This is a genomic window from Burkholderia sp. AU38729 (assembly GCF_020419725.1).
In the GTDB taxonomy this organism is placed as follows: domain Bacteria; phylum Pseudomonadota; class Gammaproteobacteria; order Burkholderiales; family Burkholderiaceae; genus Burkholderia.
In genome coordinates this window covers 632,790-646,434 of sequence record NZ_JAIZQO010000002.1, presented here as the reverse complement: position 1 = coordinate 646,434, position 13,645 = coordinate 632,790, and the positions used below count along the sequence as shown (strand labels likewise).

At 65.9% G+C, this 13,645-nt stretch carries 11 protein-coding genes; 6 read left to right on the top strand and 5 right to left on the bottom strand.

The window, feature by feature from the left end; translation table 11 throughout:
* The first annotated feature begins 26 nt into the window (after positions 1-26).
* A complete protein-coding gene (locus tag LGM56_RS07890) occupies positions 27-1,493 on the top strand; it encodes a flippase (RefSeq protein WP_089497347.1) in 1,467 nt (488 codons plus the stop codon).
* A gap of 13 nt (positions 1,494-1,506) precedes the next feature.
* On the opposite strand, the gene LGM56_RS07885 is transcribed toward LGM56_RS07890, so the two are convergent.
* Entirely contained in the window at positions 1,507-2,559 is a 1,053-nt protein-coding gene (locus LGM56_RS07885; protein ID WP_226203971.1) for an RNA-guided endonuclease InsQ/TnpB family protein, read from the bottom strand.
* An 89-nt stretch (positions 2,560-2,648) separates the two neighbouring features.
* On the opposite strand from LGM56_RS07885, the gene LGM56_RS07880 reads away from it, so the two are divergent.
* Positions 2,649-5,114 (top strand): glycosyltransferase family 4 protein, encoded by a 2,466-nt coding sequence (locus tag LGM56_RS07880; protein WP_226203969.1) that lies wholly within the window; start codon positions 2,649-2,651, stop codon positions 5,112-5,114.
* Positions 5,115-5,523: 409 nt separating this feature from the next.
* Here the strand turns inward: LGM56_RS07880 and LGM56_RS07875 are convergent, their stop codons facing one another.
* Positions 5,524-6,699, bottom strand: a complete 1,176-nt coding sequence (locus LGM56_RS07875; RefSeq protein ID WP_226203967.1) for an acyltransferase family protein — start codon at positions 6,697-6,699, stop codon at positions 5,524-5,526.
* Positions 6,700-6,916: 217 nt separating this feature from the next.
* On the opposite strand from LGM56_RS07875, the gene LGM56_RS07870 reads away from it, so the two are divergent.
* Positions 6,917-7,060, top strand: a complete 144-nt coding sequence (locus LGM56_RS07870; protein WP_175967895.1) for a hypothetical protein — start codon at positions 6,917-6,919, stop codon at positions 7,058-7,060.
* Positions 7,061-7,290: 230 nt separating this feature from the next.
* Positions 7,291-8,178, top strand: coding sequence for a UTP--glucose-1-phosphate uridylyltransferase GalU (gene galU / locus LGM56_RS07865; protein WP_011355704.1), 888 nt, complete (start codon positions 7,291-7,293; stop codon positions 8,176-8,178).
* Between the two features lie 388 nt (positions 8,179-8,566).
* Here the strand turns inward: galU and LGM56_RS07860 are convergent, their stop codons facing one another.
* Positions 8,567-9,685, bottom strand: a complete 1,119-nt coding sequence (locus LGM56_RS07860; RefSeq protein ID WP_226203965.1) for an acyltransferase family protein — start codon at positions 9,683-9,685, stop codon at positions 8,567-8,569.
* Between the two features lie 257 nt (positions 9,686-9,942).
* Between LGM56_RS07860 and LGM56_RS07855 the strand changes: the two genes are divergently transcribed.
* Positions 9,943-10,392, top strand: coding sequence for an HU family DNA-binding protein (locus tag LGM56_RS07855; protein ID WP_011355701.1), 450 nt, complete (start codon positions 9,943-9,945; stop codon positions 10,390-10,392).
* 278 nt (positions 10,393-10,670) lie between these two features.
* Positions 10,671-11,462 (top strand): AadA family aminoglycoside 3''-O-nucleotidyltransferase, encoded by a 792-nt coding sequence (locus LGM56_RS07850; protein WP_226203963.1) that lies wholly within the window; start codon positions 10,671-10,673, stop codon positions 11,460-11,462.
* A 152-nt stretch (positions 11,463-11,614) separates the two neighbouring features.
* On the opposite strand, the gene LGM56_RS07845 is transcribed toward LGM56_RS07850, so the two are convergent.
* The gene (locus tag LGM56_RS07845; protein ID WP_226203961.1) at positions 11,615-12,088 is read right to left on the bottom strand and encodes a VOC family protein; all 474 of its coding nucleotides are present in this window, start codon (positions 12,086-12,088) and stop codon (positions 11,615-11,617) included.
* 387 nt (positions 12,089-12,475) lie between these two features.
* Positions 12,476-13,633, bottom strand: coding sequence for a porin (locus LGM56_RS07840; RefSeq protein WP_089457862.1), 1,158 nt, complete (start codon positions 13,631-13,633; stop codon positions 12,476-12,478).
* Positions 13,634-13,645: the final 12 nt, after the last annotated feature.

Here is a 13,645-nt window from a genome sequence, read left to right as displayed (position 1 = left end):
CGGGCGACGTCACACAAGGCAGAAGCATGGACAAAGGCATACTCAAGAACGTTTCGATCAACTTCATCGGGCTGATCCTGCCGACCTTCGTGTCGCTGGTGACGGTGCCCGCCTATATCCACGCGCTCGGCGTCGAACGCTACGGCGTCGTCAGCCTCGTGTGGACGCTGATCGGCTATTTCGGGATCCTCGATCTCGGGATGAGCATGGCCGCGCAGAACCACATCTCGAAGGCGCTCGCGAGCGGTAATGCCGACGAAAGCGCGCGTGTGTTCTGGAGCGCGTTCTGGCTGAATCTCGGCACCGGCATCGTCGGCGGGCTGCTGATCTATTTCGGCGCGTTCGTCTACACCGCGTACTTCACGAAGGTGTCGGCGGCGATGCAGCACGAGGTGTATCTCGCGCTGCCGTGGCTCGCGCTCGCGATTCCGCTGGCGAACGTGTCGTGGGTGTTCGCCGGCGCGATCAATGGCGCCGAACGCTTCGGCGTGTTCAACACGAACCAGACGATCGGCACGTTCCTGTTCCAGTTGCTGCCACTCGGCGCCGCGTGGTGGATCGCGCCGAACCTGCAGACGGTGCTCGCCGCGGCGGTCGTCGCGCGGCTGATCGCCGCGGTGATGCTCGGCCAGGCCAGTATCAAGGTGCTCGGGATCCGGCGCATCGATCCGCCGCAGTGGGGCACCGCGAAAGGGCTGTTCAACTTCGGCGGCTGGATGCTGATCGCGAGTACGACGAGCATGATCGCCGACACGCTCGACCGCGTGATGCTGGGCGCCGGCATGGGCGCGAAGTTCGTCACCTACTACACGGTGCCGCAGAACCTCGTCACGCGCCTGAACATGCTGCCGAACGCGCTGGTGCGCACGCTGTTCCCGCGCCTGTCGGCGGTCGGCCGCGACCATGCGGACACGCTCGCGCGCCAGTCGCTCGAATTCCTGAACGGCGTGTTCACGCCGGTCGGCATCGTCGCGATCTTCGCGCTCGCGCCGTTCCTCACGCTGTGGGTGGGCGCGGATCTCGCCGCGCATTCGGCGCCGGTCGGCCGCGTGCTGGTGATCAGCGTGTGGCTCGTCGGCCAGGCGAGCGTCACGCGAATCCTGATCCAGTCGCAGGTCAACCCGGCCCGCGCGGCGTTCGCCGGGCTCGTCGAGATGCCGTTCTTCGTCGGCGGCCTGTGGTTCGGCATCCATCACTTCGGGCTGATCGGCGCGGCGGTGGTCGTCGCGGCGCGCGCGCTCGTCGACTACGGCGTGCTGCTGTACCTGTCGGCGATCCGGATGCGCGCGATCGTGCTCGACATGCTCGCGCATCTGGCGTTTCTGCTGGCGAGCCTGTTTCTGGCGCAGGCGTGGCCGGGGCTCGTCGAGTCGATCGGCATCTGCGCGGTCGTGCTGCTGTTGAATGTTGCGTGGTCGCTCACGATGACCCCCGGGCTGCGTGCGCTCGTGCGCGACCTGTTTGTCCGTCTCAATGCGAGGAAAACTGCTTGACGTCCTCTCCCGACTAACGGCGGGAGATTCCCACACCTGGTGATGCACGTCCGCATCGGAGAATGTTCAAAGCAGCGTTGGTATCACGATCATGCAAGACACCACAGTCACTGCAGGCCCACTCTCTTATTCGCAGTCCCGCGATACCTTTCGGCCGCGTCGTGCTGTCTTTCGATCCGCACGCCGAACAGGACTGGGTCGAACCGCTTTCGTCGACTTCCTCGAACGTGGCTCCGTGCGCGATCGCCTTGTAGCGGAGCTTGTTTCGGAAAGACGACCAGGACGCGTCGTAGACGCTCTTCGCCATCCTGGTTCTGGCGAGCTTGGCAGCCGACACGTTGCCGACCGCGATGTAATCGAAACGCCGCACCAGATCGAGCGCGAGCTTGTGTTGGAAATCGGCACGGGCATTCGCGACCTTGGCGTGCAGCTTCGCGATATGCCGTTTGTGTTTTCGCGCCCGTTGCGCTTTCGCCAGCTTGTCCGCCGCTCGTCGACCGAACGGGTCATTGGGCAGCTTCTCGCCCGTCGAAAGTGTGGCGAAGTCTTTCAGGCCAAGATCGATGCCGACGCCGGAACGGATCGGGCGCGCCTGAACATCGGGCATCTCGATCACGATGTTGAGAAACCAGTTGCCGCGCGCATCCTGCGCAAAGTTGGTGCCGTCCTTGATCTTGCCTTCAGGAAGCGGCTTGCTATTGAACACACGAAAGGTGTTGCCGGCGAAGCGAAACGCGTCGCCTTCGCGTTTAAGTTCACGGCCCTTCAGCGGCACCCAGCCCAGCGATTTCTTGCCGCGATAACGCAGGTAGGGCCGACGGTGTTGGCTGCGCGACTTCGCGTATTGCTCGCACGTTGCGTTGACGGTGCCCGAGTGGATGCCGAGTTCCTTGCTGCTACCCGTCGTCAACACGTTCAGGTCGAAACCCGTCGGCCACTTCTTGCGCCACCTGAGCGCGTGCTTTTGCGTGTCGTTGCAGAAGTTCCAAACGTAGTTCACCGCACGGCTTTGCTTGTTAAGCAGTCCATTGAGCGACTTAACCCGGTAGCGATAGACAAGGATCATGCCGGCCATCCTAGCCTGCAGACCAAGCTGGCTGTCAAGGACACACCTGTCCTCCCCGCCGTCAATGGCACCGTTTCTTGGAGCGACTGATGAATCGCGATCTGGCGGAACACGCCGTATTGAATCTCGCCACCGCCGATGCGGCCGTGGCCGAAGCGGGCGACGCCGCCGCGCTGCGCCGGGCGCTGCCGGCCGAACGGGCCAGCGCGCGCCATCCGACGCGCGCGCTGCGCGTGGCGATCGTCCACGACTGGCTCGTCACCTATGCCGGAGCCGAACGCGTGCTCGAGCAGATCGTCGCGTGCTTTCCCGACGCGGACCTGTTCAGTCTCGTCGACTTCCTCGACGATCGCGCGTTCGTGCGCGGCAAGCCGGTGACGACGTCGTTCATCCAGAAGCTGCCGTTCGCGCGCACCAAGTACCGCAGCTACCTGCCGCTGATGCCGCTCGCGATCGAGCAGCTCGACGTGTCCGAGTACGACCTGGTGATCTCGAGCAGCCACGCGGTCGCGAAGGGCGTGCTGACGGGGCCCGACCAGGTGCACATCAGCTACGTGCATTCGCCGATCCGCTATGCGTGGGATCTGCAGCACCAGTATCTGGAGCAGTCGAACCTCACGCGCGGGCCGAAGTCGCTGCTCGCGCGGATGATCCTGCATTACATCCGCAACTGGGACACGCGCACCGCGAACGCGGTGGACGGTTTCGTCGCGAACTCCGCGTTCATCGCGCGGCGTATCAAGAAGGTCTACCACCGCGACGCGGCGGTGATCTTCCCGCCGGTCGACGTCGACGCGTTTTCGCTGAACGCGGAGAAGGAGGATTTCTACCTGACCGCTTCGCGGATGGTGCCGTACAAGAAGATCGACCTGATCGTCGAAGCCTTTTCGCGCACGCCGGAGCGCAAGCTCGTCGTGATCGGCGACGGCCCCGAGATGCAGAAGATCCGCGCGAAGGCCGGCCCGAACGTCGAGATCATGGGCTACCAGCCGTTCGCGGTGCTGCACGACCGGATGCGGCGCGCGAAGGCGTTCGTGTTCGCGGCCGAGGAGGATTTCGGGATCTCGGTGGTCGAGGCGCAAGCGTGCGGCACGCCGGTGATCGCGTACGGCAAGGGCGGCGCGCTCGAAACCGTGCTCGACCCGCAATCGGACCTGAACCCGACCGGGCTCTTTTTCGACGAACAGACGCCGCACGCGATCGTCGCGGCCGTCGACGATTTCGAGCGTGCGCCGCAGCGCTTCACGCCGACCGCCTGCCGCACGAACGCGGAGCGGTTTTCCGCCGATACGTTCCGGCGGCGCTTCCTCGACTATGTGGAAGCCGCGCTGCCCGGCTCGACCGCGCAGCGCGGTACGGCCAGCGCGCCGATGCCGGCTGCGCGCGGCCCGGCGACGCTCGTGCTCGACCAGAGCGGCGTGCTCGGCGGTGCCGAGCTGTCGCTGCTCGAGATCATGAAGCACATGCGCGCAAACGCCGATGTGCTGCTGTTCGACGACGGCCCGTTCCGCGCGGCGCTCGACGAGATCGGCGCGCGCGTCGACGTGGTCGACCAGGGCGCGCTCGCGGGCGTGCGCAAGCAGGGCGGCGTATCGGCCGGCGCGCTGAAGCAACTCGTGCGGCTGGTGCGCGACGTCGCGCGCCGCGCACGCCGCGCCGAGGTGATCTACGCGAACACGCAGCGCGCGATGGTGGTCGCCGCGCTGGCCGGGCGGCTCGCGCGTAAGCCGGTGGTATGGCACCTGCGCGACATCGTCAGCACCGACCATTTCGGCAGCAAGCAGTTGATGGCGATCAAGTACTGCGCGCGGCTCGGCGTCACGCGCGTGATCGCGAATTCCGATGCGTCCGCGCAGGCGTTCCGGACGCTGACGGGCTTCACGCCGCAGCACGTCGACGTCGTGTTCAACGGCATTTCGGCCGAGCCGTTCGACGCGCTGGAAGGCGTCAGCCAGGCCGCGCTGCGCACGCGCCTCGGGTTGCCCGAAAACGCGTGGCTCGTCGGTTCGTTCAGCCGGCTCGCGCACTGGAAGGGGCAGCACGTGCTGCTGGAAGCCGCCGCGCGGCATCCCGACATGCACGTGGTGCTGGTCGGCGCGCCGCTGTTCGGCGAGGACGAATACGCGGCGCAGCTGCACGAATACGTCGCGCGGCACGGGATGGACGAGCGCGTGCATTTCCTCGGGTTCCAGCGCGACGTGGCTGCCTGCATGACGGCGGTCGACGTCGTCGCGCACACGTCGATCACGCCCGAGCCGTTCGGGCGCGTGATCGTCGAGGGGATGCTCGCGCGCCGGCCGGTCGTCGCGGCCCGCGCGGGCGGCGTCGTCGAGATCATCGAGGACGGCGACAACGGGCTGCTCTGCGCGCCGGGCGACGCGGCCGCGCTGGCCGATGCGCTGGCTACGCTGAAGCGCGACGGCGCGCTGCGCGAGCGGCTCGTCGCGAGCGGGCGGGCGACGGCGGTGCGCCGGTTCGGCACCGAAACCTACGTGGAGCGGGTCGAGAAGATCCTCGCGGATACGGCGAAGGCGGCGAAGGCGAAGAAGCGGTAAGCGGCGCGAGCCGGCGGGAAACGGGCCCTCATGCGGCGGTGTGCTGCGTGGGGGCTTTGTTTTTCAGCGCCCGGGCCTTCGTCGGGCGGGTGGTGGGCAGGTTGTTGTGCGTTGCGTGGGGCGCGTGCTTGGCCGATTGTTGATTGGGAGGGCGTGGTTGGCGACGCGAGAAGGTGACGCGAGAAGGTGACGCGAGAAGGTGACGCGAGAAGGTGACGCGAGAAGGCCGCGCCCAGGCAGTCCCGATGGTGAAAGGCGGTCGAGGGCGGCTCACGCGGGCCGTAGCGCGGCCCGACGCCGGAAGGCTAACCCACCCCCGTCAACCCGGTATGCCGGCGCGCTCAGGCCATGAAAAAGCCCCCGCGCAACGTACCGCCGCGCGAGGGCTCGGGAAAGCGTTCCGGCCGGATCAAACAGCCCGTTCAGGCGCCGGCGTCACGACCCGAGCGGGGCGAGCCGGCTTGAAGCTGGCCGACCACGTCATCGCGGGTCGTTCGAACATCCGGTAGAACACATACGCGACCGGGATCGCGGCGGCCATGAACGCGAATGACGGCCAGATCGACAGCTGCAGCTCGGAATGGAACAGCACCGAGCCGAGACAGACGAACAGCGGCAGGTGGATCAGGTACAGCGAGTAGCTGAAGTCGCCGAACCAGCTCAGCACGCGCAGCGGCGGCGTCGGGCGCGGCGGACGGGCGAGCGCGCGGTACAGGAAGCACGCGAAGCCGGCCGACCACAGCTGGAACGCGCCGTACTGGCCGAAATGGAACGCGCCGCAGCCGGCGGCCAGCAGCACGGCGGCCGCGCCGTACCACGCGCGCGACGGCACGGCGGCCGCGCCGCGGGCCGGCTGCGCGCGCACGTCGGCGATCCACGCGCCGATCGTCCACGACAGCCAGTACGACGTGAAGAACTGCAGGTCGTGCCGTTCGAGCAGCCACGCCGACGCGACGTTGATGAGCGCGACCGCGGCCACGACCGCCGGCATGCCGATACGCCGGCGGATCGCGAACAGCAGCGGGTAGATCGCATAGAACTGCACTTCGAGCGACAGCGTCCACAGCGCGCCGTTCGACCCGTACGTGTAGCCGGCGACACCCTGCAGCGAGAACAGGTTCACGAGGAACGCGACGAGGCCGGCGTCGCGGATCTTGTGGCTGACGGGCTCGATCTGCAGGCTGACCGAGTCGAGTGCGAGCGTAAACAGCAGCGCGGCGAGCAGCACCGGGTAGATGCGCGCGAACCGGCGCATCCAGAAGTTCGGCGCGTCGAGCCGGTACGCGGGATCGGCCGCGAGCTTGAGCGCCGCGTTGCGATGGATGCAGTAGCCGCTGATCACGAAGAAGATCGGCACGCCGGCGGAGCCCCACGCGAACGGGAAGGTCAGGTAGCCGGCGATCGCGCTCGGGGTGAGCGCATGGCCGTAAGCGTGATGGAAGCTTTGCATGCCGACCCAGACGATCTGGCGGCAGTGGAAATAGGCGACGAGCAGCGCCGCGAAGCCGCGCATCGCGTCGATCACGTGTTCCTTGTGATCGGCGACGGGCGGCGCGGCCAGAGACGATCCGCTGAAAGCTTGCATGCGATTCGATTCCTTGCGACGGATGGACGGGAAGTTTCATCCAATCGTAATGCGCAAGAATTCGATCAATGAATAAAAAAATCTCGCCGGGAAATATCGCAATTCCACATCATGGTTTTATCGCGTTCAGAAAGCGGTTCCGCGAGGCGGGTCAATTATTTACCGATTTTTTTCTGATAGTTTGAAGCTCCAGTTGATTGATGCAAGGAGCGGCAAGATGGACATGCATTGGATCGCGAGCGCTGCAGTACTGCTGGTCATGGCCATGCTGTCGGCGTACCGCGAGGCGCTGAAGAACGAACCGATTCGCCCGGGTCTCGAACGGGGCGGCGTGCCCTATATCGAGGAATTCGAATCGTAAGAATTTGTATCTGGAAAATCGGTAATTTGTTTCTGCCTCGGCACTCGGTTCGGCAATATCGACCGGGTTGAAAGGATTATATTTTTTCCGGAATCATTGGGCAATCAGTCCATATCGAAAATGAGCGGAGTCGAATTGGCAGTACCGTCGATTCTCGATATGCCGTTCGGAACACAATCGCGCCGGGTCGCGGGTCGACGCGGCGCAGTCAACGCAATCAGGATGCGAACATGTTGAAAGTCACCAAGGCCGTGTTCCCCGTCGCCGGTCTCGGCACGCGGTTCCTCCCGGCAACGAAGGCGAGCCCGAAGGAGATGTTGCCCGTCGTCGACAAGCCGCTGATCCAGTACGCGGTCGAGGAAGCGATCAACGCCGGTATCACCGAGATGATCTTCGTCACCGGGCGCAGCAAGCGCGCGATCGAGGATCACTTCGACAAGTCCTACGAGATCGAGGCCGAACTCGAGGCGCGCGGCAAGGAAAAGCTGCTCGAACTGGTGCGCGGCATCAAGCCGAGCCACGTGAACTGCTTCTACGTGCGCCAGCCGGAAGCGCTCGGCCTCGGCCACGCGGTGCTGTGCGCGGAGAAGCTGGTGCACGGCGAGCCGTTCGCGGTGATCCTCGCCGACGACCTGCTGCATGGCGAACAGCCGGTGCTGAAGCAGCTCGTCGACGTGTTCGACCACTATCACAGCTCGGTGATCGGGGTCGAGACGATCCCGCGCGAGGACAGCCGTTCGTACGGCGTCGTCGAAGGCCGCGAATGGGAAGAGGACATCATCAAGCTGTCGGGCATCATCGAGAAGCCGGCGCCCGAGGATGCGCCGTCGAATCTCGGCGTGGTCGGACGCTACGTGTTCATGCCGACGATCTTCGATCACCTGCGCAAGCTCAAGCCGGGCGCCGGCGGCGAACTGCAGCTGACCGACGCGGTCCAGTCGCTGCTCGCGAACGAGCAGGTGCTCGCGTATCGCTACTTCGGCACGCGCTTCGACTGCGGCAGCAAGATCGGCTATCTCAAGGCCACCGTCGAGCTCGCGCTCCAGCATCCGGAAGTGAGCCGCGAATTCGAGGCCTACCTGCGTACCTGTTTGCCCGCGCTGGCTGCTGTCGCCTAAGCAGCCGCGCGCTCCGTTGTTTCAGGTGGTGGTTGTTCCGTTGGCCCCGGCCGCTCGCGCGCCGGGGCTTTTTTGCGTGTGCGGATGCGCCACTGCGCCATGCGGGCCGTCGGGGTGCGAGTCGTGGCAGCTCGGCGTCAGGATCGGGGCTGCGTGTGGAGCGGGGCGCGCCGACGAGAACGGACGTCATGGCTGAAACCAGTGCCGCGACGGGCGCCCGGATCACCGGATCGGCGGCTCGATGGCGCGACGCGTATCGACGTTCGTGACCGCATCGGTTTTGCCGGCGCCGGTCGACGACGCGACGGCTCGAGCGTTGCGCGTCAGCGCCAGAGTGTGGCGTGAAGCACCGTTTCCCCGCTCAACCGTTGCCGCGTTCGTGCCGTGTTCAACGCGCCGACGTACTCGGCTGTGCGACGAAATACCGGGCCAGCATCGCGGCGACCGGCTTCTTGAAATCGAGCAGCCGCTTTTCCAGATAGCGCCACGACAGGTGCGCGAGCAGCACGGCGAGCGCGAACTGCAGCAGTTCGGGTAGCGTGTCGCGGACGATTTCAGGGATGGCCACGTGCCCGACGTGCGCCGGCAGCACGCCGAAGCGCGCCGGAATCAGGTTGTGGAACAGGTAGAAGCCGTAGCTGATCGTGCCGAGATAGGCGAGCGGCGCCCAGTCGAGCAAAGCGACGACCGGATGCTCGGGTTCGCTGACGATCCACAGCAGTAGCGCGCCGAGCGATGCGGACAGGCCGAGATCCGCGAGCCCCGCGATCGCATCGGGCAGGGGCGTGCAGGCGGGCAGCACGAGGAAGAACACGACGCCGGCCGCGCCGAGCCAGCCGGGCGGAACGCGGCGCACGGCGGCCGTGCCGCGATCGGCGAGCGCCATCGCGCCGACGCCGCCGAGCGCGATCAGCGCGAAATTCCACGGGGAAAACGCATAGATCAGCACCGGCGACGCGTCGCACAGGTAGAGCGCGAGATGCGCGAGCGCGCCCAGTACGATGGCCCCGATGCCGAGCGCGACGTGTCGCGCGGCGGGCACCGCGAGCAGCGCGAGCGGCGCGATCAGATAGAACTGCTGTTCAACCGCGAGGCTCCAGAAGTGCGACGTGGAGCCCGGCCAGCCGTCCTTGACGGCGCCGATCCAGTAATTCGACAGAAACACCGCGTGCCATGCGAGCCCGAGATTGACGCCGCGCTGGTAGAACAGCGCGTGCGCGATCGCGAGCGCGGCGAGCAGCAGGTAATAGACGGGAAAGATCCGCAGCGCGCGTTTCGCGAGGAACAGCGCGAGCGCGTGGCGGCGCGTCATGGTGCCGCGCTCGACCGCCTGGCGGTTGCGATGCAGCTCGCCGACGATCAGGAATCCGCTGATGAGGAAAAACGTCCACACGCCAAGCTTGCCGACGTCGACGGCAAGGACGTGGCCCTTGTGGGACAGGAAAACGAGGATGACGGCGAGGGCTCGCAGGCCGTCGAGTCCTTTGACGTATCTGGCTTCGCGCATGGAGGCATCCGGGCATTGAGCGAGCCCAGTATAGGTGCGCAAATATCGAACGTAATTCGCATTCGGGTGCCTACGTGAAGGCGTTTTTTGATGCTGGAGCGTCGATGAAATCGGTCGCATGCAAAAAAACCTGCGGGAAACCCCGTGAAAACGCATAAAAGTACTGCACGAAGCGTCAAGGCGCTTGTAGAATCCGGCGTTGAAGCGCGCGCGTTGCACGCTTCGTGTATCCAACGACCACACCTGGTAGGAGAAACATGGCGACTTCCGCAAAAAAGGTGGCCAAGAAGGCTGCCGCACCGGCCACCAAGAAAGTGGCTGCCAAAAAGGCTGCGCCCGCGAAGAAAGTAGTGGCCAAGAAGGTTGTCGCGAAGGCGGCACCGGCTGCTCCGACGCCGCTGAAGGACAAGTTCACGAAGGCATCGCTCGCAACGCACATCGCTGAGCGCGCAGCTGTCGAAGTGAAGGCTGTCAAGGCAGTGCTCGTCGCACTCGAGAACGTCGTGCTGGGCTCGGTCCACAAGAAGGGCGCGGGCGAGTTCACGCTGCCGGGTCTGCTGAAGATCACGGCGCAAGTCGTGCCGGCGAAGAAGAAGCGCTTCGGCAAGGATCCGTTCACGGGCGAAGAGCGTTGGTTCCCGGCGAAGCCGGCCAGCGTGCGCGTGAAGGCACGTGCGCTGAAGAAGCTGAAGGACGCGGCAGCGTAATGCTGCGCAGTGGCTGCCGAACGCATGTCGGCAGCCGCTGCGATGTCCGACGATCCCCGCACGCGAAAGCGTGCGGGGATTTTTATTGCGCTGCGCAAATCGCGCGGCAGCGAAGCAGTGAAATGGCGGAAGGTCCGGTTCGACGCGTGACGCACGACGGAAGACGCGCCGCGCACGCGCGATGACGAACGGCAATCCTCCGCGCGCTTGCAGCAGATCCGCCGCTGCCCGTCGCGCGCGCTGTGCCGGTTGCGTGCGCCTCGCGAGGCACGTGCATCGTGACTGAATGCATTCCCGACGAAATCGCAGCCCAGGTCACCGCCGCGTGCGACACGATCGAGCGGCATCTCGGCGCGACGCTCACGGCGCTTCACCTGTTCGGATCGGCGCTCGACGGCGGACTGAAGCCGCGCAGTGACATCGACCTGCTGGTGACGGTGTCGGCCCGGCCGGACGAGTCGACGCGGCACGCACTGATGCTCGACCTGCTGGCCGTGTCGGCGCCGCCTGGTCGCGCCGGCGGCATGCGCGCCCTGGAAGCGACCGTCGTCGCGCACGATGCGGTCGTGCCGTGGCGTCATCCGGCGCGTCGTGAACTGCAGTTCGGCGAGTGGCTGCGTCACGAGCTCGAGGCCGGCATCGTCGAACCGGCGCGCGTCGATCACGATCTGGCGATCCTGTTGACGAAGGTGCGGCAACACAGTGTCGTGCTGGTTGGCGCGCCGGCGGCGGCGCTTTTCGAGCCAGTGCCCGCACGGGATTTTGTCGCCGCGCTGCTGGCGACGGTTGCGCAGTGGAATGCCGAACCGGACTGGCGCGGCGACGCGTGCAACGTGGTGCTCGCGCTCGCGCGCATCTGGTACAGCGCCGCGACCGGCAGGATCGCGCCGAAGGACGTCGCGGCGACAGGGGTTCTGGAACGCTTGCCGCAAGCCTGCCGGCCGGTCGTCGCGGCGGCGCGTGCCGCCTATCTCGGCGGCGAGGAGGACGCGGCGATCCTGTCGGGCGAACCCCTTGCCGCATTCATCGGCTACGCGCGGCGAACGGTCGAATCGATGCTGTCGACGTAGCGGCGGATACCGCGCGCGTGCCCGGGGCTTGGGGCGACGCCGAGGAAGATCATCGGCACTGGCGCGGCAGTCGCATGCGCATGCGGTCGAGCCGGATGCCTGTCGGTGACCCGGCGCGTCATCGCGCATGCGCCGTGCGACGTGCTGCTTCGTCAGCCCGCCGTACCGGCGTAGGCGGCCTTCAATGCGGCGTCGTCGAGCTTGATCATCTGCATCATCGCGGCGGCCACGCGCGTGGCCTTGACCGTGTCCCGGTCGGACACCATCGGGATCAGCGTTTCCGGAACGATCTGCCACGACACGCCGTAGCGGTCTCTCAGCCAGCCGCAGGCGTCGGCCGTGCCGCCGTTGTCGAGCAGGGCATGCCAGTAGCGGTCGAGTTCCGCCTGGTCGGCGCAGCTGACCAGCAGCGAAATTGAATGGTTGAACGTATCGGTGCGCGGGTGGCTCATCGCGAAGAACGGTTGCCCGAACAGTTCGAACTCGACCATCCGCGTGCCGTCGGTGCCGGGCACCGTCGTGACGCGCACGACGCGCGAATCCGGAAAGATGCCGGCATAGAAGGCGGCGGCTTCTTCTGCTTCCGCCGCGTACCAGAGGAAAGGCGTGATCTTCTGAATCGTCATGGCGTATCTCCTGTGTGAATGGGGCGATGCGCGAACCGCGTGCCGCCATCGAGACGACGGATGACGATTGCCGAAATCGACACGCCTCGGCACATTGCGATCGCACCGGACGAGCGGTGCCGGCAGTGCGGATGGTAGTCGCTCGGCGGACGGATCGCGACCGGCGCGGCGCTTCGCAAACGGTGTTCCCGGCGCGTGGCAGCCGCCAGGCGCCGCTGCCGGCCGGCGGGCGTGGGTCGGGGCGCGGGTTCCGGTTCCCGGCCCGTGCGGGCGCTGCGGGCACGCGGGAGACGGACGAAAAAAAGCCAGTCGCGGCCGAAACCGGGACTGGCTTTCCAGGTCGGCGGCAAGGCGTCGGAGACGCCATGCACGCCGGAAACGTACTTCTTAGAACTTGTGACGCAGGCCGAGTGCGACCAGCTCTTGGGACTTCGTGCCGGCGATGCCGTACGAGCCGACCGAAGCTTGCGCTGCCGACGTCGTGCCATCCGCGTTGAGTTGCGTGCCGCTCGCGTGCTGGTAAGCGCCGACCAGGTAGATGTCCGTGCGCTTCGACAGCGAGTAGTCGCCGCCCAGCGAAACCTGATGGTACTTGGCGTTCGTGTTGCCGCTCGCCTTCGTGTACGAGTAGCCGAGGCCCAGCAGCAGCGGCGGCGTGACCTGATACGTCACGAACCCGCGGCCCGTGTTGTATTTTTCGGTCGAACCGAAGCCCGACGATGCGTCCGGCTTGTACTGTGCATTGCTGTAACCGAGGCCGAACGTCACCGGGCCGAATGCGTACTGGCCTGCCACTTGCGCGATGCCGATCGACTTCGCCGACACGTAACCCGCGTTGATCGGACCGTCGACGATATTGTCCGACGTCGTCGAACCCCAGCCCGCGCGCGCGCCGGCTGCCGGCGTCGGGTTGTTCGCGTAGAAGTAGCCAGCAGCAACGCCGACCGGGCCGTTGTTGTAAGCGGCCGCGACCGACCACGTTTGGCCGGCGCCCGTCTTGCCAGCGACACCGCCGAGGGCGTACATGCCTTCGACCTGGAAGCCGGCGAACACCGGCGACGTGTACTTGATTGCGTTGCTGACGCGCAGGCTGTTGTCGTTGTTGTCGACGTCGCCCGGCGTGGCGAACACGCTGCCGAAATAGTTGTCAGCCGTCACGCCCTGGACCAGGTCGACGATCGGATCGTATTGGCGGCCGAGCGTCAGCGTGCCGTACTGATCGCTTTGCAGGCCGACGAAAGCCTGGCGACCGAACATGCGCTTGCCTTGGCCCAGTGCGCCCGACGTCGAGTCGAAGCCGTTTTCCAACTGGAAGATCGCCTTCAGGCCGCCACCGAGGTCTTCTGCGCCCTTGAGGCCGAAGCGGCTGCCTTGCAGGTTGCCGCTACCCATCGACCACGCATTGTTACCTTGACCGTCGTTACCGTGAACATAGGTGATCGACGTGTCGATCACGCCGTACAGCGTCACGCTCGACTGGGCCTGTGCGGCACCAGCGGCGCCCAGCAGGGCGAGCGAGAGGGTCGAGAGAGCAAGTTTCTTCATCGTTGAATATCT